The organism is Pseudomonas putida (assembly GCA_029953615.1).
Lineage (GTDB): Bacteria > Pseudomonadota > Gammaproteobacteria > Pseudomonadales > Pseudomonadaceae > Aquipseudomonas.
In genome coordinates this window covers 884135-906991 of the sequence record CP124529.1, presented here as the reverse complement: position 1 = coordinate 906991, position 22857 = coordinate 884135, and the positions used below count along the sequence as shown (strand labels likewise).

22 protein-coding genes, 1 tRNA gene and 3 pseudogenes are annotated in these 22857 nt (G+C 63.2%); 12 read left to right on the top strand and 14 right to left on the bottom strand.

Annotated features, from left to right (window positions below; translation table 11 throughout):
• The first annotated feature begins 117 nt into the window (after positions 1 to 117).
• Both QIY50_04160 and QIY50_04155 read left to right on the top strand, forming a co-directional pair.
• The gene (locus QIY50_04160) at positions 118 to 357 is read left to right on the top strand and encodes a sulfurtransferase TusA family protein (GenBank protein ID WGV21455.1); all 240 of its coding nucleotides are present in this window, start codon (positions 118 to 120) and stop codon (positions 355 to 357) included.
• A gap of 19 nt (positions 358 to 376) precedes the next feature.
• A complete protein-coding gene (locus QIY50_04155) occupies positions 377 to 1447 on the top strand; it encodes an AI-2E family transporter (GenBank protein WGV21454.1) in 1071 nt (356 codons plus the stop codon).
• Positions 1448 to 1565: 118 nt separating this feature from the next.
• On the opposite strand, the gene QIY50_04150 is transcribed toward QIY50_04155, so the two are convergent.
• On the bottom strand, positions 1566 to 2039 hold the full coding sequence (locus QIY50_04150; GenBank protein WGV21453.1) for a peroxiredoxin: 474 nt from the start codon (positions 2037 to 2039) through the stop codon (positions 1566 to 1568).
• An 11-nt stretch (positions 2040 to 2050) separates the two neighbouring features.
• Positions 2051 to 2611: a glycine cleavage system protein R gene (locus QIY50_04145; GenBank protein WGV21452.1), complete on the bottom strand. Its 561-nt coding sequence runs from the start codon at positions 2609 to 2611 to the stop codon at positions 2051 to 2053.
• 259 nt (positions 2612 to 2870) lie between these two features.
• Here QIY50_04145 and dapA point away from each other — a divergent pair, with 259 nt between their 5' ends.
• From dapA to QIY50_04120, 5 genes and pseudogenes are all read left to right on the top strand, one after another.
• Positions 2871 to 3758 (top strand): 4-hydroxy-tetrahydrodipicolinate synthase, encoded by an 888-nt coding sequence (gene dapA / locus QIY50_04140; protein WGV21451.1) that lies wholly within the window; start codon positions 2871 to 2873, stop codon positions 3756 to 3758.
• A gap of 15 nt (positions 3759 to 3773) precedes the next feature.
• A pseudogene (bamC, locus tag QIY50_04135) lies at positions 3774 to 4897 on the top strand (outer membrane protein assembly factor BamC).
• Complete coding sequence (locus QIY50_04130) at positions 4898 to 5656, top strand: MBL fold metallo-hydrolase (protein ID WGV21450.1); 759 nt, start codon at positions 4898 to 4900, stop codon at positions 5654 to 5656.
• Between the two features lie 30 nt (positions 5657 to 5686).
• Complete coding sequence (locus QIY50_04125) at positions 5687 to 6397, top strand: phosphoribosylaminoimidazolesuccinocarboxamide synthase (GenBank protein WGV21449.1); 711 nt, start codon at positions 5687 to 5689, stop codon at positions 6395 to 6397.
• Positions 6398 to 6488: 91 nt separating this feature from the next.
• Positions 6489 to 6578 (top strand) — tRNA-Ser (locus tag QIY50_04120).
• 97 nt (positions 6579 to 6675) lie between these two features.
• Here the strand turns inward: QIY50_04120 and QIY50_04115 are convergent.
• From QIY50_04115 to QIY50_04100, 4 genes and pseudogenes are all read right to left on the bottom strand, one after another.
• Positions 6676 to 7026 (bottom strand): putative addiction module antidote protein, encoded by a 351-nt coding sequence (locus QIY50_04115; protein ID WGV21448.1) that lies wholly within the window; start codon positions 7024 to 7026, stop codon positions 6676 to 6678.
• Positions 7023 to 7331, bottom strand: a complete 309-nt coding sequence (locus QIY50_04110; protein WGV21447.1) for a type II toxin-antitoxin system RelE/ParE family toxin — start codon at positions 7329 to 7331, stop codon at positions 7023 to 7025. The genes QIY50_04115 and QIY50_04110 overlap by 4 nt, the downstream gene beginning before the upstream one ends.
• A gap of 198 nt (positions 7332 to 7529) precedes the next feature.
• Positions 7530 to 7802, bottom strand: a complete 273-nt coding sequence (locus tag QIY50_04105) for a DUF3077 domain-containing protein (protein WGV21446.1) — start codon at positions 7800 to 7802, stop codon at positions 7530 to 7532.
• Between the two features lie 136 nt (positions 7803 to 7938).
• Positions 7939 to 8203: pseudogene (locus QIY50_04100) on the bottom strand (hypothetical protein).
• Positions 8204 to 8665: 462 nt separating this feature from the next.
• On the opposite strand from QIY50_04100, the gene QIY50_04095 reads away from it, so the two are divergent.
• Together QIY50_04095 and mqo are read left to right on the top strand one after the other, a co-directional pair.
• Positions 8666 to 8857: a YhfL family protein gene (locus QIY50_04095; protein ID WGV21445.1), complete on the top strand. Its 192-nt coding sequence runs from the start codon at positions 8666 to 8668 to the stop codon at positions 8855 to 8857.
• A 327-nt stretch (positions 8858 to 9184) separates the two neighbouring features.
• The gene (mqo, locus tag QIY50_04090) at positions 9185 to 10822 is read left to right on the top strand and encodes a malate dehydrogenase (quinone) (protein WGV21444.1); all 1638 of its coding nucleotides are present in this window, start codon (positions 9185 to 9187) and stop codon (positions 10820 to 10822) included.
• A 167-nt stretch (positions 10823 to 10989) separates the two neighbouring features.
• On the opposite strand, the gene QIY50_04085 is transcribed toward mqo, so the two are convergent.
• Positions 10990 to 11325, bottom strand: a complete 336-nt coding sequence (locus QIY50_04085) for a helix-turn-helix domain-containing protein (protein ID WGV21443.1) — start codon at positions 11323 to 11325, stop codon at positions 10990 to 10992.
• A 50-nt stretch (positions 11326 to 11375) separates the two neighbouring features.
• Here QIY50_04085 and xenA point away from each other — a divergent pair, with 50 nt between their 5' ends.
• Complete coding sequence (gene xenA / locus QIY50_04080) at positions 11376 to 12467, top strand: xenobiotic reductase XenA (GenBank protein ID WGV21442.1); 1092 nt, start codon at positions 11376 to 11378, stop codon at positions 12465 to 12467.
• 135 nt (positions 12468 to 12602) lie between these two features.
• On the opposite strand, the gene QIY50_04075 is transcribed toward xenA, so the two are convergent.
• The 5 genes from QIY50_04075 to QIY50_04055 form a co-directional block, all read right to left on the bottom strand.
• Positions 12603 to 13850 (bottom strand): FAD-dependent oxidoreductase, encoded by a 1248-nt coding sequence (locus tag QIY50_04075; GenBank protein WGV21441.1) that lies wholly within the window; start codon positions 13848 to 13850, stop codon positions 12603 to 12605.
• A gap of 2 nt (positions 13851 to 13852) precedes the next feature.
• Positions 13853 to 15430 (bottom strand): aldehyde dehydrogenase (NADP(+)), encoded by a 1578-nt coding sequence (locus QIY50_04070; GenBank protein WGV21440.1) that lies wholly within the window; start codon positions 15428 to 15430, stop codon positions 13853 to 13855.
• 151 nt (positions 15431 to 15581) lie between these two features.
• The gene (locus QIY50_04065; GenBank protein ID WGV21439.1) at positions 15582 to 16526 is read right to left on the bottom strand and encodes a dihydrodipicolinate synthase family protein; all 945 of its coding nucleotides are present in this window, start codon (positions 16524 to 16526) and stop codon (positions 15582 to 15584) included.
• Between the two features lie 46 nt (positions 16527 to 16572).
• The gene (locus tag QIY50_04060; GenBank protein WGV21438.1) at positions 16573 to 17499 is read right to left on the bottom strand and encodes a 4-hydroxyproline epimerase; all 927 of its coding nucleotides are present in this window, start codon (positions 17497 to 17499) and stop codon (positions 16573 to 16575) included.
• A 23-nt stretch (positions 17500 to 17522) separates the two neighbouring features.
• Positions 17523 to 19139, bottom strand: coding sequence for an APC family permease (locus QIY50_04055; protein ID WGV21437.1), 1617 nt, complete (start codon positions 19137 to 19139; stop codon positions 17523 to 17525).
• A gap of 316 nt (positions 19140 to 19455) precedes the next feature.
• Here QIY50_04055 and QIY50_04050 point away from each other — a divergent pair.
• A pseudogene (locus QIY50_04050) lies at positions 19456 to 20239 on the top strand (AraC family transcriptional regulator).
• Here the strand turns inward: QIY50_04050 and QIY50_04045 are convergent.
• Complete coding sequence (locus QIY50_04045; protein ID WGV21436.1) at positions 20227 to 21114, bottom strand: LysR family transcriptional regulator; 888 nt, start codon at positions 21112 to 21114, stop codon at positions 20227 to 20229. The pseudogene QIY50_04050 and the gene QIY50_04045 overlap by 13 nt on opposite strands.
• Before the next feature lie 140 nt (positions 21115 to 21254).
• Between QIY50_04045 and moaB the strand changes: the two genes are divergently transcribed.
• Positions 21255 to 21794, top strand: a complete 540-nt coding sequence (moaB, locus tag QIY50_04040) for a molybdenum cofactor biosynthesis protein B (GenBank protein WGV21435.1) — start codon at positions 21255 to 21257, stop codon at positions 21792 to 21794.
• Positions 21795 to 21954: 160 nt separating this feature from the next.
• On the opposite strand, the gene QIY50_04035 is transcribed toward moaB, so the two are convergent.
• Entirely contained in the window at positions 21955 to 22854 is a 900-nt protein-coding gene (locus QIY50_04035; GenBank protein WGV21434.1) for a bestrophin family protein, read from the bottom strand.
• Between the last annotated feature and the right edge of the window lie 3 nt (positions 22855 to 22857).

Genomic DNA, 22857 nt, shown 5'->3' with positions numbered 1-22857 from the left:
AGCTCGCGTCGGTCAAAGATACCTACTGTAGCGGGCTCACACGTTGGCGACCAGTGGCGCTATCCTAGCCGGCCAAATCCAGATACAGCCTGGCAATGCCTTTTGGAGAGCCCCGTAATGAGTGACACCCTGACCTGTGACGCCGAACTGGACGCCAGCGGGCTGAATTGCCCTTTGCCGCTGCTGAAGGCCAAGATGGAGCTCAACCGCCTGGCCAGCGGCGCGGTGCTGAAGGTCATCGCCACCGACGCCGGCTCCCAGCGCGACTTCCGCACTTTCGCCCAGTTGGCAGGTCATACCCTGCTGCGTGAAACGGCCGAGGCCGGCACCTACACTTACTGGCTGCGCAAGGCCTGAGTCTTTCCAAGGATCGTCAATGTTCAAAGTGCTTCGCGACTGGATGCAACGCTACTTCTCCGATGAAGAAGCAGTGGTGCTGGCGGTCCTGTTGTTCCTGGCTTTTACTGCGGTACTCACCCTGGGCGGCATGCTTGCGCCGGTGCTGGCGGGCATGGTGCTGGCGTTTCTGATGCAGGGGCTGGTCAATGCCCTGGAGCGCCTGCGGGTACCGACCCGGTTGGCGGTGATGCTGGTGTTCGCCCTGTTCATGGGCGCGCTGGCAGTGGTCATGCTGGTGCTGGTGCCGCTGCTGTGGCACCAGTTGATCACCCTATTCAACGAATTGCCGGGCATGCTCGGCAAGTGGCAGTCGCTGCTGTTGCTGTTGCCAGAGCGCTACCCGCACCTGGTATCGGACGAGCAGGTACTGCATGCCATCGAGTCGGTGCGCGGGGAAATCGGCAAGTTCGGCCAGTGGGCACTGACCTTCTCGCTATCGAGCCTGCCGCTGCTGGTCAACGCCATGATCTACCTGGTGCTGGTGCCGATCCTGGTGTTCTTCTTTCTCAAGGACCGCGAACTGATCGGCCGCTGGGTCAGCGGTTATCTGCCGCGCCAGCGCACCCTGCTTAACCGGGTGGGCAGCGAGATGAACCGGCAGATCGCCAACTACATCCGCGGCAAAGGCATCGAGATCCTGATCTGCGGCATTGCCACCTACATCGCCTTCATCAGCCTGGGGCTCAACTACGCCGCGCTGCTGGCGCTGCTGGTAGGGCTGTCGGTGGTGGTGCCTTACGTGGGCGCGGTGGTGGTGACCGTGCCAGTGACGTTGATCGCGTTGTTCCAGTGGGGGTGGGGTGACCAGTTCATCTACCTGATGACGGTGTACGCGATCATCCAGGCGCTGGATGGCAACGTGCTGGTGCCGCTGCTGTTTTCCGAGGCGGTCAGCCTGCACCCGGTGGCGATCATCTGCGCGGTGCTGTTGTTTGGCGGGTTGTGGGGGTTCTGGGGGATATTCTTCGCGATCCCGCTGGCGACGCTGATCAAGGCGGTGCTGGATGCCTGGCCGCGGCAGGAGCCTAGTGTGTCACCGATGCTTTGAATGCAATTGGGGCCGCTTTGCGGCCCTTCGCGGGCACGCCCGCTACCCACAGGTTCCGGCTCGATTTCTGTGGGAGCGGGCGTGCCCGCGAAGGGCTGCAAAGCAGCCCACAGCAATCTCAAGCCTTGTGCAGGGCCTGGGCAGCAGCCAATACGGCATCCACATGCCCGGGCACCTTCACCCCGCGCCATTCCTGGCGCAGCACACCGTCCTTGTCGATCAGGAAGGTGCTGCGGTCAACGCCCATGTATTCCTTGCCATACAGCTTCTTCAGCTTGATCACGTCGAACAGCTGGCACAGGGCTTCGTCCTTGTCGCTGATCAGCTCGAACGGGAAGCCTTGCTTGGCCTTGAAGTTCTCATGCGACTTGATGCCATCGCGCGACACGCCGAATACCAAGGTGTTGGCCGCGGCAAAGGCATCATGCTGGTCACGGAAGCCCTGACCCTCGGTGGTGCAGCCCGGGGTGCTGTCCTTCGGGTAGAAGTACACCACCACTTGCCGGCCCTTGAGCCCGGCCAGGCTGACGGTTTGCCCGCTGGTGGCCTGGGCCTGGAAGTCGGCAACAGGTTGGTCGAGTGCTACAGCCATGGTCGGTTTCCTTACATTGGGTTCTGTGGACGCCATGGCTCGATCAGCGCATCGAGGTTCAAGGCATCGGCAAAGTCCAGGAACTGGTCACGCAGCCAGCTGATCTGGGTACCGGCCGGCAGAATCACGGTGAACTGTGCGTTGAGCATGCTGCTGCCGGTCTGCGGCGCAAGGTAGGTATCGCAGGTCATGGCTTCCAGCTCGACGCGGTGGTCGAGGAAGAACTGGCACAGTTCGTTGATGATGTCCGGGCGGTAGGCGGCGCTGACGTAGGCAACGTAGGGCAGGGCCTGCGGGCGCACTTCCTGGTCGGCGCTGCGCACCACGTCCAGGGTCAGGCCGTGCTTCTTGCCCAGGCCCGGCAGCATGGCTTCGAGGCGCGCCAGGGCGTCCCAGCTGCCGCCCACCTGCAGTACCAGGGCGCTGGTCTCGCCGTGGCGGCTCAGGCGCGAGGTGACCACCGCGCAGCGGTTCTCGAACGCAGCGCGGCTGAGGACGTTGGCCAGCTCCATGGGGTTGGGGCCCAGGGCACTGATGACAAGGAATTGTTCGCGGACGGTGGGGGTGGACATGCAGCATTCCTAAAGCGATGAGCGGTCGGCACAGGACGGGCGAAAGCCTCCTGTCGGCAGGGCCCGGGGCTCGCATGCGAGGTCGTGGACGCTGGCGGGGAGCAAGGTCGACGGCCCGGCGGGCCGCGCTGCACCGATCAAAGCATCAAGGGTAGCGAAATAAGGCGCCGAGGGGAATGCTCCGCCCGCCTGCTTCGCTTGTGCAAGGCCGATGCCCCCAGTACCATTACCGCTCTCTTTTTCCGGCAGGAGCAGTTACATGATTGCGGGCAGTATGGTGGCATTGGTCACACCCATGGATGCACAAGGGCGTGTGGACTGGGGCAGCCTCGACAAACTTGTAGACTTCCACCTGGAAAACGGCACCCACGCGATCGTCGCTGTCGGCACTACCGGTGAGTCGGCCACGCTGGATGTCGAAGAACACATCCTGGTCATCAAGCACGTGGTCGAGCGCGTCAAGCGCAGCAACAAGCCGATCCCGGTCATCGCCGGCACCGGTGCCAACTCCACTGCCGAAGCCGTGCACCTGACCCAGAATGCCAAGAATGCCGGCGCCGATGCCTGCCTGCTGGTGGTGCCGTACTACAACAAGCCGACGCAAGAAGGCCTGTACCAGCACTTCAAGCACATTGCCGAAGCCGTCGACATCCCGCAGATCCTCTACAACGTACCTGGTCGCACTTCCTGCGACATGCAGGCCGAGACCGTGATCCGCCTGTCGAAGGTCAAGAACATCATCGGTATCAAGGAAGCCACCGGCGACCTGGTGCGCGCCAAGGCCATCCTCGATGGCGTCGACAGCGACTTCATCGTCCTGTCCGGCGACGACCCGACTGCCGTCGAACTGATCCTGATGGGTGGCAAGGGCAACATCTCCGTCACCGCCAACGTCGCCCCGCGCGAAATGGCCGACCTGTGCGAGGCCGCCCTTGAGGGCAATGCCGAGAAGGCCCGCGCAATCAACGAAAAACTCATGCCACTGCACAAAGACCTGTTCTGCGAAGCCAACCCGATCCCGGTGAAATGGGCGCTCGTCGAAATGGGCCTGATGCAAAAGGGCATTCGCCTGCCGCTGACCTGGTTGAGCGAAGGCTGCCACGAAAAAGTCCGTACTGCCTTGCGCCAGTCCGGCGTACTGGTTTAAGAGGAAGTACACCGCATGAAGCGACTGGCTGGTCTTTCCGCCCTTGCCCTGATCATTTCCAGCACCAGTGGGTGTGGCTGGCTGTGGGGCGAGGATGGCTATTTCCGCGACCGCGGCAGCGATTACCTGCAGGCGCGCCCGACTGCGCCGATGCAGCTGCCGCCGGACGCCAGCAACGTCAAGCGCCTGGATCCGCTGCTGCCGATTCCGCGTAACGTCGCCGACGACGGCGCCACCGGCGAGTTCGAGGTGCCGCGCCCGCAACCGATGACCGGTGGCGCCGCCCAGGTTACCGACTACAGCCTGCAGCGCAGCGGCAGCAGCCGTTGGGTGCTGGCCCAGCATTCGCCGGCCGAAGTATGGCCGGTGGCTCGCCAGTTCTTCGAGGACAACGGCTTCCGCATTGCCGAAGAGCGCCCGCAGACCGGTGAGTTCAACACCACCTGGCAGCGTTTCGACGAACTGTCGGCATCGCTCGGCCAGCGCCTGGCCAGCACTGCCAGCAGCGCTGACAGCGAAGTGCGCGTGCGTGTGCGCATGGAGCCTGGCGTGCAGCGCAACACCTCCGAGGTGTACGTGGTCAGCGTCGAGCGCCCGGCCGGCAGCACTACCGAGCCCGATTTCCCGTCCACCTCCAGCAACACCGGCACCGATGCCCTGCTGGTCGACGAAATGCTTGCCAGCATGAACCGCAGCGCCGAGAAAGGCGGTTCGGTGTCGCTGCTGGCCGCGATCGCGATTTCGACGCGCCAAGCCGCGTCAGCCTGAGCGAAGACGGCAGCGGCAACCCGGTGCTGTATCTGGGCGCCGACCTGGACCGCGCCTGGTCCAGCGTGGGCCGTGCCTTGGAGCAGGGTGGCGAGTGGCGTGTCGAGGACATCAACCGCAGCCTGGGCCTGTACTACATCAACCTGTCGGAAAAGCCTGACGACAAGCAGAACCAGCCGGGCTTCTTCGGGCGCATGTTCGGCAGCGAACCGACCAAGGAAGAGCGTGAAGCCCGTGCCGAGCGCTACCAGGTTCGCCTGAGCAAGGTGGGTGAGAGCGTGCAGGTCACGGTCGAGAAGAACATCAACACCGTGGCCCCGGCCGATGTCGCCCGCCGCGTGCTGAGCGCCATTCAGGACCACCTGGGCTAAGTGCGCTTCGCGGTACTCGGAAGCGGCAGCCAGGGAAACGGCACGCTGATCGCCAGTGGTGACACACTCATCCTGGTCGATTGCGGGTTCTCTCTGCGCGAGACTGAGCGGCGCCTGGCGCTGCTCGGCGTGTCGCCGGCCCAGCTCAGTGCGGTACTGGTCACCCACGAACATGCCGACCACGTGCATGGGGTCGGCTTGCTGTCGCGGCGCTACAATGTACCGGTCTACCTCAGCCAAGGGACCTTGCGCGGCATGCGCAAGCCGGTGGAGGTGGCCGGTTTTCTCGCTTGTGGCGACAGCCTGCGTATCGGCGGCCTGGAAGTGACCGCGGCGCGGGTCGAGCATGACGCCTATGAGCCGCTGCAGTACGTGCTCAGTGATGGCCAGCGGCGCTTCGGCATGCTGACTGACCTGGGCTCCTACGACGCGCTGCTGCTGGAACGTTACCAGGGCCTGGATGCACTGCTGATCGAGGCCAACCACTGCCGCGACCTGCTGGCACGCGGTCACTACCCGGCCTTCCTGAAGCAGCGGGTGGGTGGCATGCAAGGGCATTTGAACAATCACCAGGCCGCGCGCCTGGTGCACGAGTTGGGCTGGAGCAACCTGCAACATCTGGTGCTGGCCCACCTCAGCAGCAAGAACAACCTGCCACACTTGGCTCGCCAGTGCTTTGTCGACACCCTCGGGTGCGACCCGGACTGGCTCCAGGTGGCGAATCAGGAACACGGGCTCGACTGGCGCGAAATCGCCTAGCCCAACACCTCAAGCAAGCGGAGCCCAATCATGGAAAAACGCGACGAACTCTACCGCGGCAAGGCCAAATCGGTTTACAAGACCGACGACGCCGACCGCTTGATCCTGCTGTTCCGTAACGACACTTCGGCGTTCGACGGCAAGCGCATCGAACAGCTCGACCGCAAAGGCATGGTGAACAACAAGTTCAACGCCTTCATCATGCAGAAACTCGAAGAAGCCGGCGTGCCGACCCAGTTCGACAAGCTGCTGGGCGACAACGAGTGCCTGGTGAAGAAGCTGGACATGATCCCGGTCGAGTGCGTGGTGCGCAACTACGCTGCGGGCAGCCTGGTCAAGCGCCTGGGCGTGGAGGAGGGCATCAAGCTGGAGCCGTCCACCTTCGAACTGTTCCTGAAGAACGACGAGAAGGGCGACCCCTTCATCAACGAATCCCACGTTGTCGCGTTCGGTTGGGGCACCGCCGAGCAGCTGGCCGAAATGAAAAAGCTGTCGCTGAAAGTCAACGAAGTGCTGAGCAAGCTGTTCGATGACGCTGGCCTGCTGCTGGTCGACTTCAAGCTGGAGTTCGGCGTATTCCACGGTCAGATCGTGCTGGGCGACGAGTTCAGCCCGGACGGCTGCCGCCTGTGGGACAAAGAAACCCGCAAGAAGATGGACAAAGACCGCTTCCGCCAGGGCCTGGGCGACGTGATCGAAGCCTACGAAGAAGTTGCCAAGCGCCTGGGCGTGCCGCTGTAAGCGCTACGTTCACGCAAGCGCCTGATACCACGCGATTTTTTTGAAAAAAAGGTTTGCCTTTCAAAAGAACGCTGGTATGATGCGCGGCATTGGAGAGATGCCGGAGTGGTCGAACGGGACGGATTCGAAATCCGTTGTACTGGCAACAGTACCTAGGGTTCAAATCCCTATCTCTCCGCCATACAAGATAAAGCCCTTGGAAGCGCAAGTTTCCAGGGGCTTTTTCGTTGTTGGACCGGCAATCGATTTGGCGTTCTGCTTGCCTGTTGGGTGGCGTCCTATGAAGAAGCTGGTAGCTTCTGGAGTGGCCTCACTGTCAGCTCAACTCCCAAAGCCAGCATCAGCTTCTGAATAGTTGAGAAGCGTGTCTTATCGCCACCCCTCAAAGTCTTGTAAAGCGATTCACGATTTACGCCCGCCTCTTGTGCAAATTGGTTCACGCCCTTGGCTTTCGCCACTTCGCCCAACGCATGCATCAGGATTTGAGCGTCGTTAGCTTTCATTGCTTCTGCCAGGAAAGCTGCGATGGTTTCGGGGCTGTCTAGAAACCGGGAAGCCTCGAACCGTTTGCTATTGCTCAAGTCCAGCTCAAGGATGGGCATGTCCTCGGGGGTGAATTTGTCGCTCATCGTTGTTTACCTCTTACAGAATCAAGGATTTCCTTGGCTCGCTTGATGGCTCTGTGTTGATCCGTTTTATTGCTGCCGTAAAGCATCAGGTAGCGAGTCGAGCCCGTTCGTACGAAGTAGATTCGATATCCCGGACCGACAAACACACGCATCTCACTGACACCATCGCCTACCGATTCGATATCGCCGAAGCTGCCAATTTCGGCTCGGGCGATTCTGGAAGTGATTGCACCTCTGCCGATCGGGTCTTTGACGTCATCCAGCCAATCGTCAAATTCTGGCGTCGTGTCAATCTGATTCGGCATACCTTTAATGTAGCCTACTGGCTACTCCTTGTCGATGAGTGAGCGACCGAGTGCTGCGCGACGAGGCTAAGCGGGCGGGTTGAGCACAGGCAATAGCTAGAGCAGGTTTGGCGTAGATTTGGGAAATGGACTACATGGCATCGAATGCGATAGATAGGACCCCTGGATGTTCACCTTTCCAGGGGCTTTGTCGGTGTCTTACTTTTTCATCATCCCCAGCTCTGCATCATCCAGCAGCGCCTTGGCCATCGCACTCAGGTAGTGCGAAGCCCAGATCAGCTTCTGGTCGCCGTCCATCAGGCCGGTGATGATCAGGTCGCGGACGTAGCCCATCAGTTCGGAGGCCTGCTCGCGGGCGTCCTGGCAGGGGATGCCAGGTTCGATGCGGAACAGCGGGTGGGTGTTGTTTTCGCCTTGGTAGAAGCAGGTCTTGCCGACTGTGGTGGGTTGCTTTGTGTCGTCGGTGGGCATTGTTTTACTCCCTGGAGTCTTGGGTGTCTGGGCCGGCCTCTTCGCGGGCGCGCCCGCTCCCACAGGTATGGCGCAGTACCTGAGGGCAATGATTACCCCTGTGGGAGCGGGCGTGCCCGCGAAGAGGCCAGGCCTGCTAGTGCAAGGTTCGCGGCTCAGCCGGCAAATGGACCTGCATCCGCAATTGCATTCAATGCCGACTCGACCAGGCCCTGTACCGCCTCCATTTCATGGATCACGGCCTGCATCACGATCGAACTTGGGGCCGTGGGTTTGAGTTGCACGGATTGGCGGGCCACGAACAGGGCGCAGAGTACGTACTCTGAGGACTGGACCAGGGTGTCTTGCAGAGCCTGGGTGGAATCGAGGGAGTGGGGTGGATCGGGGACCATCTTGCGCATGTAAGCTCCTTGGGTAAGTGGAGCCGCCTGGCAACGCTGTCAAACGAATGGAGGCAGCTATACATGGGTTGACAGACCGGTACCCAAGGACCCGGCGCACACGAATGTGCCCCATGCACAGCTGCCATAAAGCGCTGCAACGGAAACTTGAGTAATCGGCCTGTCAAAGCCGGTCGTTGATTTGCAACGACAAGCCGAGACTAGAGCGCGACCCAATCCGTCGCAACAGTTTGAGCGGTTTGGCAGTATGTTTGGGAAATTGCCTACATGGAAGGGGATTATTCTGAGCTTCAGGTGTAGGACAGGGGCCGCTTTGCGGCCCATCGCGACACAAGGCCGCTCCTACAACTGCATCCCTGCAACTAGCCAATGCACGTTGCTGCTTGGATCCAATGCCCAGGTTCTGTATCATCCCGCCGCCATCAGAATGATGGCCGAAGATGATTCATTAAAGGACTTAGTATGAAAAAGCTGTTCAAGGCTACCGTTGCCGTTGCTGTCGTTTCGGGTGTTGCCCTGCTGTCGGGTTGCACTGGTCAGGTTTACAACCAGCCGAAAAACTGCACCTACGACTACCTGTTCCACCCTTCGGTTTCCATCTCCAAGATCATCGGTGGCTGCGGCCCGATCGATAAACTGCCTCAGCAGCAGTAATCTTGGCGATACCCTGATCGCGACGCTTGCGGCGTGATCCAAGGCCCCCGGTCATGTACGTGACCGGGGGTTTTTGTTTTTCGGCGTGACAATCTGCCACTGGGGCAACCCGTCGCCTTGACGCTCCGGGCGGTAATTTGTTTGTGCTGGCATTTAAGCTACAATCGGAAAAACGATTCAGCCTTGTCGGTCAATTCGACAAAAGCCCGAGTCGTTTTCTGGTTCTCTGGCTGCTGAATAACGATCAACAACAAGCCTGCGCTGCAGAACACGCTTTACCTGGGCCAGCCACAGGCCCACCCCTGTTCTCCTGACTGGAATCGATCAATGTTCAAGAAAGCTGGCAAGACCTTGCTGGGTCTGGCTGTCGCTGCAAGCGTCATGCAAGCGCACGCCGCAGAAACCAAGAAAGTAGATGTGCTGCTGGTCGGCGGCGGCATCATGAGCTCCACCTTGGCCGTGTGGCTGCACGAGCTGGAGCCAAGCTGGTCGATGGAAATGGTCGAGCGCCTGGATGGCGTGGCCGAAGAAAGCTCCAACGGCTGGAACAACGCCGGTACCGGCCACTCCGCGCTGGCCGAACTGAACTACACCCCGGAAGACAAAGACGGCAACGTCAACATCAGCAAGGCCATCGAAATCAACGAAGCCTTCCAGATCTCCCGGCAGTTCTGGGCCTGGCAGGTTCGCCAGGGCGTACTGAAGAACCCGCACTCGTTCATCAACACCACGCCGCACATGAGCTTCGTGTGGGGCGATGACAACATCAAGTTCCTGAAGAAGCGTTACGACGCGCTGCAGGCCAGCCCGCTGTTCCGCCCGATGCAATACTCCGAGGACCACGCGCAGATCGCCAAGTGGGTCCCGCTGATGATGGAAGGCCGCGACCCGAACCAGAAGCTGGCCGTGACCTGGACGCCAATCGGCACCGACGTCAACTTCGGCGAGATCACCCGCCAGTTCGTCGGCCACTTGAAAACCCAGGACAACTTCGACCTGAAGCTGTCCAGCGAAGTGCAGGACATCACCCGAAACAAGGACGGCTCCTGGCACGTCGAGTACAAGAACCTGAAGGACGGTACCGAGTCGGCCACCGACGCCAAGTTCCTGTTCATCGGTGCCGGCGGCGGCGCATTGAAGCTGCTGCAGAAGTCGGGCATTCCTGAAGCCAAGGAATACGCAGGCTTCCCGGTGGGCGGCTCGTTCCTGGTGACCGAGAACCCGACCATTGCCATGCAGCACATGGCCAAGGCCTACGGCATCGCCTCGACCGGCGCGCCGCCCATGTCGGTTCCGCACCTGGACACCCGTGTGCTGGACGGCAAGCGCGTGATCCTGTTTGGGCCGTTCGCCACCTTCTCGACCAAGTTCCTGAAGAACGGTTCGTACCTGGACCTGCTGAGCAGCACCACCACCCACAACGTATGGCCGATGACCAAGGTCGGTATCGACCAGTACCCGCTGGTCGAGTACCTCGCTGGCCAGCTGATGCTGTCTGACGACGACCGCTTCGAAGCCCTGCGTACCTACTTCCCGAACGCCAAGAAGGAAGACTGGCGCCTGTGGCAGGCCGGCCAGCGCGTGCAGATCATCAAGCGTGATGCCGAGAAGGGCGGCGTGCTGAAGCTGGGTACTGAGGTGGTCGCTTCCGAGGACCGCACCATCGCCGGCCTGCTGGGTGCATCGCCAGGTGCTTCGACTGCTGCACCGATCATGCTGAACGTGCTGGAAACCGTGTTCAAGGAAAAGGTCGCTACCCCTGAGTGGCAGGCCAAGATCAAGCAGATCGTGCCAAGCTACGGCACCAAGCTGAACGACTCGGCGGCGGCCACCCAGAAGGAGTGGAACTACACCGCTGAAGTGCTGCAGCTCGAGAAACCACCGGTGATCGACGAGAGCGTCGGTACCACGGTTGCACCGAGCCAGCCGGTCGAGAGCAAGCCTGAGAATGACATGGCGCTGTAATCGGCCATCGTTGTGAAAGAAGCCACGGGGGAGACCTCGTGGCTTTTTTGTTGCCTGTTCCGGCCCTTTCGCGGGTAAACCCGCCCCCACAGGGATAGCGCCAAGCCTGTGGCCAACGCGGTCCGTGTGGGAGCGGGTTTACCCGCGAAGAGGCCGGCACAGGAAAATCATTGCTGCCGCAGAATGCAGTCCAGCAACCCGGGAAACCGCTCCCCCAGCATCTCGCTACGCAACGAATTCATATGGGTAGTTCCCACATTGCGGGTATGCACCAGCCCCGCATCACGCAGCACGCGAAAGTGGTGGGACATGCTCGACTTCGGCCGGCCGCCGTCCAGCTCGCCGCAGCTGGCTTCGGTCACGCCTGCCAGGCGGCGCACGATATCCAGGCGCACCGGGTCGCTCAGGGCATAGAGCAGACGTTCCAGGGTCAGGTCTTCAGGATTGGGGTGTGGGTAGGCTCGCATGGTCGTCATGATAACGGGGCTATCATTAATTGCCATAGTTCGATTATGATCGAACTATCGTAATCAATCAGCTCGGGAGCTTGCCCATGTCCGCCTTGTTCGAACCCTATACCCTCAAGGACGTCACCCTGCGCAACCGCATTGCCATCCCGCCGATGTGCCAGTACATGGCCGAGGACGGCATGATCAACGACTGGCACCACGTGCACCTGGCCAGCCTGGCCCGTGGCGGTGCCGGCCTGCTGGTGGTCGAGGCCACGGCAGTGGCACCGGAAGGGCGCATCACCCCCGGTTGTGCCGGTATCTGGAGCGATGCCCACGCCCAGGCTTTCGTACCGGTGGTGCAGGCAATCAAGGCCGCAGGTTCCGTGCCGGGTATCCAGATTGCCCATGCCGGGCGTAAGGCCAGCGCCAACCGCCCGTGGGAAGGTGATGATCACATTGCCGCCGACGACGCCCGCGGCTGGGAAACCATCGCCCCGTCCGCCATCGCCTTCGGCGCGCACCTGCCACAAGTGCCGCGCGAGATGACCCTGGACGACATCGCCCGGGTCAAGCAGGACTTCGTCGATGCTGCCCGCCGTGCGCGTGATGCCGGTTTCGAGTGGATCGAACTGCACTTTGCCCATGGCTATCTGGGCCAGAGCTTCTTCTCCGAGCATTCCAACAAGCGTACCGACGCCTACGGTGGCAGCTTCGACAACCGCAGCCGCTTCCTGCTGGAAACCCTGGCAGCGGTGCGTGAGGTGTGGCCAGAGAACCTGCCACTGACCGCGCGTTTTGGTGTGCTGGAATACGATGGCCGCGATGAGCAAACCCTGGAAGAGTCGATCGAACTGGCGCGCCGCTTCAAGGCTGGCGGCCTCGACCTGCTGAGCGTGAGTGTCGGCTTTACCATTCCCGACACCAATATTCCGTGGGGCCCGGCGTTCATGGGGCCGATTGCCGAGCGCGTGCGCCGAGAGGCGAAGCTGCCGGTGACTTCGGCGTGGGGTTTTGGTACGCCGCAACTGGCGGAAGCCGCGCTGCAGGCCAACCAGCTGGACCTGGTATCGGTGGGGCGTGCGCACCTGGCAGATCCGCACTGGGCTTATTTTGCGGCCAAGGAGCTAGGGGTTGAGAAGGCCTCCTGGACCTTGCCGGCACCGTATGCTCACTGGCTCGAGCGTTATCGCTGAGGCATAAAAGGGGCTGCTTTGCAGCACCATTCGCCGGCAAGCCAGCTCCCACAGGTACTGCACACCGCTTGAGGCCTATGCGGTCGAGGTGGGAGCTGGCTTGCCGGCGAATGGGCCGCACAGCGGCCCCCGAATCTAGAACCGATCCAACCGGTAAGCCCCCATCTCCGGTCCACCGGCCCGCTCGACCAACCGCCCCACCCATTCCGCCGTCACCGCCGCCTGGGTCAACCCCAGGTGCTGATGCCCGAACGCCAACAGCACCCGCCCATCACACACCCGGTCGATCACCGGCAACGAATCTGGCAACGAAGGCCGGAAGCCCATCCAGGGCGTCGCTCCCTCCACACTCAAATCCCGCCGGAACAACCCCTTGCTCAACCGGTGTAACTGCCACGCGCGCTGCATGCTCGGCGGCGCATCCAGCCCGGCGAATTCCACCGTACCGGCCAGGCGCAGGCCCTCGGCCATGGGCGTCATGATGAACTTGCGCTCAAGCGAAGTGACCGCGAACGGCAAACGCTGATGCTCGCCAGGCAACATCAGGTGGTAGCCGCGCTCGGTGTCCAGGGGCACCTGCTTGCCGGTCAGCGCGCCGGTCAACCGCGCAGAATGCGCACCACAACTGATCAGCACCTGGCGGGCCTCCAGCGTGCCCTGGTCGCTGGCCAGGCTGACCCCGCCGCTGTGCAGCCGCCCGCCGTCGACCTGCGCCTGAACAAAACGCACGCCACTGGCCTTGGCCGCTTCGAACAGTTCGCACACCACCCGGTACGGGTCGATGAAATGCCCGGTACGCGGGAAGAACAGCCCTCCCAGCAATGACGGACTCAGTTGCGGCGCCGCTTCAAGCACGGTGTCGGCCGACCAGACGTCCACCGCCACCGCCTGTTGTTGCATGCGTGCACGCAAGGCCTCCAGGGCCTGACGCGACTCCGGCCGCTCGAACACCAGCAGCGAGCCATGTTCCTGGAACAGCTCGCTGCGCCCGATCGAACCCAGCAACCGTTGCCAGGCACCCAGGCTGCCCTCGTTCAAGGCACGGATGCCGGCCACGCTGCGCTGATACGGGCCCGGGCGCAGGTTGAGCAGCAGGCGGGTGAACCAGGGCATGGCCTTGGGCAGGTACTTCCAGTCCAGGCGCAGCGGGCCCATCGGGTCCAGCAGCATGCGCGGCAGGCGCTTGAGAATCGACAGGTCGGCAATCGGGAATACCTGCTCGGTAGCCAGGTGCCCGGCGTTGCCGTAGGACGCGCCATGGCCGGGTGCCTGGCGGTCGACCAGGGTTACCCGGCGGCCCTGGCGGGCCAGTTGCAGCGCACAGGCAACGCCGACAATGCCGGCGCCGACCACGGCGATATCGGTTTCAGCGGTTTCGACCATGCTCAGCCTTCCCGTTTACCGTCGTGCAGGCGCCGCAATTGCAGCGGGTTGCCGTGTTGCAACGCCTGCGGCAGCAGGGCATCGGGGAAGTCCTGGTAGCACACCGGGCGCAGGAAGCGCAGGATCGCCGCCGTGCCCACCGAGGTGGTGCGGGCATCGGAGGTGGCCGGGAACGGTCCGCCGTGGACCATCGCGTCGCATACTTCGACACCGGTCGGCCAGCCATTGACCAGGATGCGGCCAGCCTTGCGCTCAAGGGTTGGCAGCAGGGCGCGGGCGTTGTCGATGTCGGCATCGTCCAGTTGCAAGGTGGCGGTCAGTTGGCCTTCCAGATGCTCGGCCACCTGGCGGACCTGCTCATCGTTGACGCAGGCCACCACCAGCGACGCCGCGCCGAAGACTTCGGCCTGCAACGCCGGGTCGGCGAGGAACGCTTCCGCCTGGGTCACGAACAAATGCGTCTGGCACTGGTTGGGGCCTTGCCCGGCCTGGCCACTGGCGGCAGCCTGGGCATTGGCGTTTGCGGCCAAGGCGCCGACACCGGCCTGGTAGGCACTGAAGATGCCCGGGGTGAGCATGGTCTGCGCCGCAGCCTGGCGCACGTGTTCGCTGGCGGCGTCGATGAAACGCTGCAACGCCGGCCCTTGACGGGCAATCACCAGGCCTGGGTTGGTGCAGAACTGGCCGGCACCCTGGGTCAGTGAGGCGACGAAGCCTTGTGCCAGTGCCTCAGCGCGGGTCTGCAAGGCGGTGTCGAACAGGAAGACCGGGTTGATCGAGCTCATTTCGGCGTACACCGGGATTGGCTCCGGGCGGGCCTGGGCCGCCTGGCACAGCGCAATGCCACCGCTGCGCGAGCCGGTAAAGCCAACGGCCTTGATGCGCGGATCGCTGACCAGTGCAATGCCCACTTCACGACCGGAACCGTACAACAGCGAAAACACACCAGCCGGCAAGCCGCACTGCTTCACGGCCCTTGCCACTGCCTGACCAACCAGCTCGCTGGTGCCCGGGTGGGCGCCATGGGCCTTGACCACCACCGGGCAACCGGCGGCCAGGGCCGAGGCAGTGTCGCCACCGGCCACCGAGAAGGCCAAAGGGAAATTGCTGGCGCCGAATACGGCCACCGGCCCCAGGGCCACCTGGCGTTGGCGCAGGTCGGCACGTGGCAGCGGCTGGCGTTCGGGCAGGGCGTTGTCAACCCGCACGTCCAGCCATTCGCCGGCCCGCACCACGCGGGCGAAAGTGCGCAGCTGGGTGCAGGTGCGACCGCGCTCGCCCTGGATGCGCGCCTTGGGCAGGCCGCTTTCGGCCACGGCGCGGTCGATCAGCTCATCGCCCAGCGCTTCGATCTGCGTGGCGATGCTTTCGAGGAATTGTGCCCGTTGTTCGAGCGAAGTTTCGCGGTAGGCATCGAACGCCGCCCAGGCCAGGGCGCAGGCCTGGGCCACGTGTTCGCTGGTGCCGCCAAGGTAGGCCGGTTCCAGCGCCTGGCCGGTGGCCGGGTCGATGGCACGGATGGCTTCGCGGCTGCCGGTTACCGGCGTCTGGCCGATCAGCAGGTTGCCTGTGAGGGTCATGGAGCCTCCTTGGAAATCACATGCAGTTGCAAGGGTGTACTAGGTACCCTGTGGGAGCGGGCGAGCCCGCGAACACCGGCAGAGCCGGTGCCAGGCACCGAGTCGCCTGCTTCGCGGGCACGCCCGCTCCCACAGAGAAAACCGTGGCTGCTTAGGCCACGTTCTGCTCGGCCGACCAGCTGGCATACCAGGTGCGGAACAGCGCGTACTGCTGCTCGGCATAGTTGCGCTGGGCGTCGGTCAGTACATCGGTCTCGTTGAAGTGCAGGCTGTATTCGCTGTCGCCGTTCAGCACCATCAGGTGCTTGTAATACAGCACCAGGTCGCAGCCTTCATCGAACGACGACAGCACCGCCAGCGCCGCTTCCAGTTCCCGTGCCAGGCGGCGGGCCTTGGCATCACCCTTGGCCGCCTGCTTGCTCAGGCTCACCAGCTGCAGTACCTCACGCGGCAGGGCGTTGCCAATGCCGGTGATGGCGCCGGTGGCGTTGCAGTTGACGAAGCCATGCACCACCTGGGTGTCGACGCCGACCATCAGGGTCACGTCATCATCCTTGGAGGTGATGTGCTCGGCGGCGTAGCGCAGGTCGGCGCCACCGCCAAACTCCTTGAAGCCGATCAGGTTGGGGAACTCGCGGCGCAGTTCGAAGAACAGGTCGGCGCGGGTGGCAAAGCCGTAGTACGGGCTGTTGTAGATCACCGCCGGCAGCTTCGGTGCGGCTGCCAGGATGGCCGAGAAGTGGTGCTTCTGGGCGATCAGCGAGGCCCCGCGGCTGAGTACGCGTGGGATGACCATCAGGCCGGCGGCACCGACCTTGGCCGCATGGGCGGCGTGAGATACCGCTTCACGGGTGTTCACCGCACCGGTACCTACGATGGTCGGGATGCCGGCGGCTACCAGGCGTGCCACGCCTTCCTGGCGCTCGGCTTCGGTCAGCAGCGGCCAGTCACCCATCGAGCCGCAGTACACCACGGCGCTCATGCCGGCCTCGATCAGTTCACGGCCCTTGCGCACCAGGGCGTCGAAGTCCGGCTTGCGCTGGGCGGTGCAGGGGGTCATCAGGGCGGGCATGGTGCCGGTGAAGATATTGGTCATTGTTGTCACTCCTCGCGGTATTCGGTTTTTATGGAAAAAGCCGGGGTCAGATGCCCCAGGCGAACGGGTCCTGTGCGTCGATCAGCAGGGTGCTGTCGGCGGTCATGTAGGCGCGGCCGGTGATGAACGGGCGAATGAGTTCGCCGTCGTGCTCGTAGCGGCCCTGGAACTGGCTGCCGGTGATACTGGCCTGTACCCAGGTCTGGCCTTGGTCGAGCTTGCCGTCGGCGGCCAGGCAGGCCAGCTTGGCGCTGGTGCCGGTGCCGCAGGGCGAGCGGTCATAGGCCTTGCCGGGGCACATCACGAAGTTGCGGCTGTCGGCATTGGCGTCGTCGGCGAACAGTTCGACATGGTCGATGGGAGCGCCGTTTTCACCGGTGATGCCTTGGGCTTCGAGGGCCTTGAGCATCGCCCAGGTGTACTCGGTCAGCGCCTCGCGGTTGTCCAGTTCGATGCGCTGGCCGTGTTCGGAAACAAGGAAAAACCAGTTGCCGCCCCAGGCGATGTCACCGCGCACCGGGCCATGGCCGGGCACGTCCACCAGCACTTGCTGGCGGTAGCGGTAGGACGGCACGTTGCCGACGGTAACGGCGCCGTCTTCATGCAGGGTGGCGCTGACCTGGCCGACCGGGGTGTCGATCTTGTGCACGCCCGGTGCGATCAGGCCCAGGTGCTGCAGCGAGGCGACCAGGCCGATGGTGCCGTGGCCGCACATGTTCAGGTAGCCGGCGTTGTTGAAGAAGATCACCCCGCACGTGGCGTCGGCCGATACCGGTGGGCAGTACAGCGCGCCGACCAGCACATCGTTGCCACGTGGTTCCAGCAGGCAGGCGCGGCGCCATTGGTCGTGCAGCTCGCGCAGTTCGTCACGTTGCTCGGCCATGCTGCAGCCATGCAGTTGCGGGAAGCCTTTCATCACCAGGCGGGTCGGTTCTCCGCCGGTGTGCGAGTCGATGACGTGAACGTGTTTCATAGGCATATCCATTCGAGAGTGGGTCAGGAGGCGACGGCGGCAGGGCGCTGGCCTGGGTAGCTTTCGGAGGAGGCTTCGCTTTCATCCTCACCCTCCAGGCGCACCAGGTGCGCAGGCACGCCGGTGGCCGCGCCCCAGTAGTAGATGCCCAGCGCGCAGGCGGCCACGGCCACGGTGTCGAACGGGTGGCCGAGCACTCCCAGGCCGCCGAAGCTGCCCAGCCACGACAGCAGGATGGTCACCGCGTAGAAGCCGATCAGCCACGCCGACGAGCGCACTTGCTGGGTCAGTGACAGGTGCCGGGTCGGCACGAAGCGACCGCACAGCAGGTACAGCACGAACATCACGATCTGCAGGGCCAGCAGCCACGACACGGTGTTCCAGCCCGACCAGTACACGATCAGTGCGGCGATGATGAACGACAGCGGGCCGAGCACGCCCATGCCCTTGACCCGGAACGGGCGTGGCATGTCGGGGGCGTTGCGGCGCAGCGCGGCGACGGTGACCGGGGCCACGGCGTAGCTCAGTACCAGGGCGGCGGAAACCACGTTGATCAGTGCTTCCCACGAAGGGAACGGCAGGGTCCAGAACACCGACAGGCCGAAGGTCAGCCACAGCGCCGGGCGCGGGATACCGGACTCGGCATCGATGCGGGTGAAGTACTTGAAGAAGGTGCCGGTCTGCGCCCAGCCATAGACCACACGTGGGGTGGCATTCATGTAGATGTTGCCGCAGCCGCTGGGTGAGATCACTGCGTCGGCCACCACCAGATAGGCCAGCCAGCCCACACCCAGGGCCAGGGCGATGTCACGGTAGGGCAGGGCCAGTTCCTTGGTCACGGCGGCCCAGCCGTTGCTCAGCATTTCGGTTGGCACGCTGCCGAGGAAGGCTAGTTGCAGCAGGGCGTAAATCGCGGTGGACAGCAGTACCGAGAGGATCAGCGCGATAGGGATGGTGCGCTGCGGGTTCTTTACCTCGCTGGCCACCGAAATGATCGGGGTCAGGCCCAGGTAGGCGAAGATGATGCCGCCGGCCGATACCGCCATTTCAACACCGGACAGACCGAACGGGGCAAAACCCTGGACCTCGAAGTTTTCCGGCTTGAAGAAGGTGAACAGCACGCCGATCACCAGCAGCGGCACGATGAACTTGAACACGCTGACCAGGTTGTTGGCCTTGGCGAAGGTTTTCACGCTGCGGTAGTTGAGGAAGAAGAACAGCCCCAGCAAGGCGAACTGCACCAGCCAGCCGAGCACGGTCGGGTCGCTGGAGCCGGCCTTGGTCAGCCCGGGGAACCAGGCGGCGGCGTATTGGCGCGACGCGACCACTTCGATGGCGATCAGGCTGGAAAAGGCGATCAGGGTGATGAACCCCATCAGGTAGCCCAGCAGCGGGCCGTGGGAGTAAACCGGGTAGCGCACCACGCCCCCGGCACGCGGCAGGGCAGCGCCCAGTTCGCAATAGACGATGCCCAGCAACAGTACGGCGAAGCCGCCAAGGAACCAGGACAGGATGCCGGCCGGGCCTGCGATGGCCGAGACGTGGCTGGCTGCGAACAACCAGCCGGAGCCGAAAATGGCGCCTAGGCCGATGAAGGTGAGGTCCAGCAATGACAACTGTTTTTTGAATTTACCTGACATGGGTTCGCCTTTTTGTTGGTTATTGGATAGGCAGGTCTGATGTCACCAGATGCGGCTTTTTGGGCCGCGCTCTTGTAGGACTTGGGGCGGCTTGCGTGGGGCATAGAGTGGACCGATCGGGGCGACGGTTCTTGATGGTTTTCTGCAGGCGGAATGACGAAATCGGCACAGTTGCAGAAAAACAGTGGCGGGCCGGAAGGGTGGGGGATAGGCTGTAAGCCATACCGTATAAGGGCTGTAGAGGTGTGTTGGTAGCGCTGGCCTCTTCGCGGGCACGCCCGCGAAAGGGCCGGCACAGCCAACAGAGAACCGACAGATGACCGACACCCCCCTGGCAACCCTCTACCAGTCCCCTCGACCAGCACCGCCCTGCCACCCTAGAGGCCCTGCTCGCCGGGGTGTCCCTGCTACTGCCGATCCTCGACGCCATCCCCAACGCCGCGATCTTCATCAAGGACCCGGCCGCCCGCTATGTGCTGGCCAACAACACCCTGGTCCAGCGCTGCGGCCTCAAGCGCCTGCAACCGCTGCTGGGCAAGACCAGCGCCGAAGTGTTCCCGGCACAACTGGGCCCCGGCTACACCGAGCAGGATCGTCGTGTCCTCAAGGAAGGGTTGGTTTTGGTAGACCAGCTGGAACTGCACCTGTACGGCAGCCGCGAGCCTGGCTGGTGCCTGACCCACAAGCGCCCGCTGTATAACCAGGCCGGCGAGATCATCGGCCTGGTCGGCATCTCGGTCGACTTGCAGTCAGCCTCCGACAGCCACCCTGCCTACCAGCGCCTGGCGGCGGTGGACGAGCATATCCGCCGGCATTTTCACCAACCGATCAGCATGGGCGAGCTGACCCGTATCGCCGGCATTTCCGTGGCCCAGCTGGAGCGCTACTGCAAGCGCGTGTTCCACCTGACGCCACGGCAGATGATCCACAAGGCACGCCTGGAACATGCCCACCGCCTGCTGCACTCGGAACTGCCGATCACCGAAGTGGCGATGTGCTGTGGCTATACCGACCACAGCGCCTTCAGCCGCCAGTTCAAGCAACTGACCGGCTTCACCCCGCGGCAGTACCGCCAGGCAACCAGCGATCAGTTGGCCTGAAACAGCGCCCGCGCCTCATCGAAGCACTGTTCGGCGATCGCCGAACGTGGCTCGCTGCGGCGCAGCAGCAGGCCGACCGGGCTGTGGATGGCGGCGTCGGCCACCGGCAGGATGCGTAGGTGTTCGCTCAGGTCTTCCAGGCCGCAGTCCAGCGGCATGACTGCGCAGCACATGCCGGTGGTGATGGCCTGGATCAACTGGAAGCTCGAATCGCTTTCCAGCACCGCATTCGGCTCCAGGCCACGGCTGCGGAAACTCAGGTCCAGCGATTGGCGGTAATGCATGCCTTTGCTCAGCAGGCCCAGCGGAATGTCGCCCAGTTCGTCCCAGCGCAGGGTGTCGGCGGTGAACTGGAAGTGCCGGGTATCGTGCAGCAGGCCCATGGTGGTGGTGCCCAGCTCGATTACTTCGAAGAAGCTGGTGTTGACCTGGTCCAGGTAGCAGATGCCCAGGTCGAGCTGGTTGCGGCTGAGCCCGTCGATGATCTGTTCCGAGCTGAGCGAGCTGAGCTGGAAGTGCAGCTCGGGGTATTTTTCACGCAGCGGCAGCAGCAGGTGCATGGGGTTGAAACTGGCTAGCGGCACCGTGCCCAGGCGCAGGCTGCCGACCACCTGGCCACGGCAGCTGGCGGCCTCGGCCTGCAGGCCGTCGTGGGCGGCGAGCAGAGTGCGGGCCCAGGCCAGGATGCGCTCGCCGGCCTCGGTGAAACCTTCGAAGCGCTGGCCGCGCTTGACCAGTACCAGGTCCAGCTCGTCCTCCAGGTTGCGCAGGCGCATGGACAGCGTCGGCTGGGTGATATGGCACAGCGCCGCCGCCTGGCCGAAGTGGCGGGTCTGGTCGAGGGCGATGAGGAATTTGAGCTGCTTGATGTCCATGGAAGTGCCTGGTAGCGGGTTGTGCAGACCTTAACCCACGTCTGCGATAGATGTCATTGATCAGTCGGTACGCCATATCGATTGGACGCCCCTGGGCCATGCCTCTAGCGTGGCAGCAATGCCACTTGAGGAGCCCCACCGTGCGCGTCCAACCCGACGCGGTCTTCGTACCGCTCAACATTGCCGTGCTGACCGTCAGCGACACCCGTACCTACGACAACGACACCTCCGGTGAGCTGCTGGCCAGCCGCTCGGTGGAGATCGGCCACCGCCTGGTGGCGCGGGCGTTGCTCAAGGACGACCTTTACAAGATCCGCGCCCAGGTCGCCACCTGGATTGCCGATGAGCAGGTGCAGGTAGTGCTGATTACCGGCGGTACCGGTTTTACCGGGCGTGACAGCACGCCGGAAGCCGTAGAGTGCCTGCTGGACAAGCGCATCGATGGCTTTGGCGAACTGTTCCGGGCCTTGTCGATTCTCGATATCGGCACCTCGACCGTGCAGAGCCGGGCGCTGGCCGGGCTGTCCAACCGCACGTTGGTGTGCTGCCTGCCTGGGTCCACCGGGGCTTGCCGTACGGCGTGGGAGGGCATCCTGGCGGAGCAACTGGATGCGCGGCACCGGCCGTGCAACTTCGTCAAGCACCTGAAGCCGATCGAGGCCTGTGCAAGCCGGGGCTGAGTGCTTTCCTGTACCGGCCTCTTCGCGGCGGTTCGACGCCTCGACTTGCCCGCTCCCACAGGTACTGCACAGGTCTTGAGGGCAGTGATGACCCTGTGGGAGCGGGCAAGTCGAGGCGTCGAACCGCCGCGAAGAGGCCAGGACAGGCAACAACAATCGCTCAGCTCAATACATGGTCCACCGGCAACAACGCCGGCGGTAGCTGTTGTTCCCCCAACCCAGCCAGCACATCGCGCTCCACGGTCCGCACCATGGCATCGGTCGGCAGGTCGTTCTCATCGCGCCCGAACGGGTCTTCCAGTTCGTTGCCAATCGCATCCAGGCCGAAGAACGTGTACCCCACGATGGTGGTGAACAGCGGCGCCAGCCAGCCCAGCGGTTCGGCCAGGGCAAACGGCAGCAGCAGGCAGAAGATGTAGATGGTGCGGTGCAGCAACAGTGTGTAGGGGAACGGCAACGGCGTGCCCTTGATCCGCTCGCAGGTGGCCTGCACTTCGGTCAGGCCTGCCAGCCGTTGCTCCAGCAGGCTGTAACGCCAGTCACTGATCTGTTGCCGTTCGGCCAGCCGCGAGCAATGCCCGCCGATTTCGCGCAGGATGGCATCGCACACATTGTGCGGGCTGATCGCTTCGGGCCGGGCCAGCCAGGGCCGGGCGGCGGCCAATTCGTCCTCGTTACGCAGCCGCGCATTCAGCGCATGAGCAAAGCCGCACAGGCTGCGCAACAGTTCGGCCCGCAGGGTTTCGTCGGTAATCACCACGCTTTCACGCACGAACGAGCGGGTTTCGATAATCAGCTTGCCCCAGGCCTTGCGCCCCTCCCACCAACGGTCGTAGCAGGCGTTGTTGCGAAAGCTCATGAAGATCGACAGCGACAGGCCAAGCAAGGTGAACGGCGTGGCACTGACCGGGTAGAAAAACGCCGGGTAGTGGCGCTCGACCAGCACGATCAGTGCGGCCAGCAGGGTCACCATCAGGCAGCGCAGGGCAATGCGCTTGACGATCGAACCCTTGAGGGTGAACAGCACACGCAGCACATCGGGGGTGGGGTGGACGATCATGGA

Excerpts from the sequence above, each read along its gene's own strand:
- QIY50_04160 (WGV21455.1), top strand. The coding sequence starts at position 118 with ATGAGTGACACCCTGACCTGTGACGCCGAACTGGACGCCAGCGGGCTG.
- QIY50_04155 (WGV21454.1), top strand. The coding sequence starts at position 377 with ATGTTCAAAGTGCTTCGCGACTGGATGCAACGCTACTTCTCCGATGAA.
- QIY50_04150 (WGV21453.1), bottom strand. The coding sequence starts at position 2,039 with ATGGCTGTAGCACTCGACCAACCTGTTGCCGACTTCCAGGCCCAGGCC.
- QIY50_04145 (WGV21452.1), bottom strand. The coding sequence starts at position 2,611 with ATGTCCACCCCCACCGTCCGCGAACAATTCCTTGTCATCAGTGCCCTG.
- dapA (WGV21451.1), top strand. The coding sequence starts at position 2,871 with ATGATTGCGGGCAGTATGGTGGCATTGGTCACACCCATGGATGCACAA.
- QIY50_04125 (WGV21449.1), top strand. The coding sequence starts at position 5,687 with ATGGAAAAACGCGACGAACTCTACCGCGGCAAGGCCAAATCGGTTTAC.
- QIY50_04115 (WGV21448.1), bottom strand. The coding sequence starts at position 7,026 with ATGAGCGACAAATTCACCCCCGAGGACATGCCCATCCTTGAGCTGGAC.
- QIY50_04110 (WGV21447.1), bottom strand. The coding sequence starts at position 7,331 with ATGCCGAATCAGATTGACACGACGCCAGAATTTGACGATTGGCTGGAT.
- QIY50_04105 (WGV21446.1), bottom strand. The coding sequence starts at position 7,802 with ATGCCCACCGACGACACAAAGCAACCCACCACAGTCGGCAAGACCTGC.
- QIY50_04095 (WGV21445.1), top strand. The coding sequence starts at position 8,666 with ATGAAAAAGCTGTTCAAGGCTACCGTTGCCGTTGCTGTCGTTTCGGGT.
- mqo (WGV21444.1), top strand. The coding sequence starts at position 9,185 with ATGTTCAAGAAAGCTGGCAAGACCTTGCTGGGTCTGGCTGTCGCTGCA.
- QIY50_04085 (WGV21443.1), bottom strand. The coding sequence starts at position 11,325 with ATGGCAATTAATGATAGCCCCGTTATCATGACGACCATGCGAGCCTAC.
- xenA (WGV21442.1), top strand. The coding sequence starts at position 11,376 with ATGTCCGCCTTGTTCGAACCCTATACCCTCAAGGACGTCACCCTGCGC.
- QIY50_04075 (WGV21441.1), bottom strand. The coding sequence starts at position 13,850 with ATGGTCGAAACCGCTGAAACCGATATCGCCGTGGTCGGCGCCGGCATT.
- QIY50_04070 (WGV21440.1), bottom strand. The coding sequence starts at position 15,430 with ATGACCCTCACAGGCAACCTGCTGATCGGCCAGACGCCGGTAACCGGC.
- QIY50_04065 (WGV21439.1), bottom strand. The coding sequence starts at position 16,526 with ATGACCAATATCTTCACCGGCACCATGCCCGCCCTGATGACCCCCTGC.
- QIY50_04060 (WGV21438.1), bottom strand. The coding sequence starts at position 17,499 with ATGAAACACGTTCACGTCATCGACTCGCACACCGGCGGAGAACCGACC.
- QIY50_04055 (WGV21437.1), bottom strand. The coding sequence starts at position 19,139 with ATGTCAGGTAAATTCAAAAAACAGTTGTCATTGCTGGACCTCACCTTC.
- QIY50_04045 (WGV21436.1), bottom strand. The coding sequence starts at position 21,114 with ATGGACATCAAGCAGCTCAAATTCCTCATCGCCCTCGACCAGACCCGC.
- QIY50_04035 (WGV21434.1), bottom strand. The coding sequence starts at position 22,854 with ATGATCGTCCACCCCACCCCCGATGTGCTGCGTGTGCTGTTCACCCTC.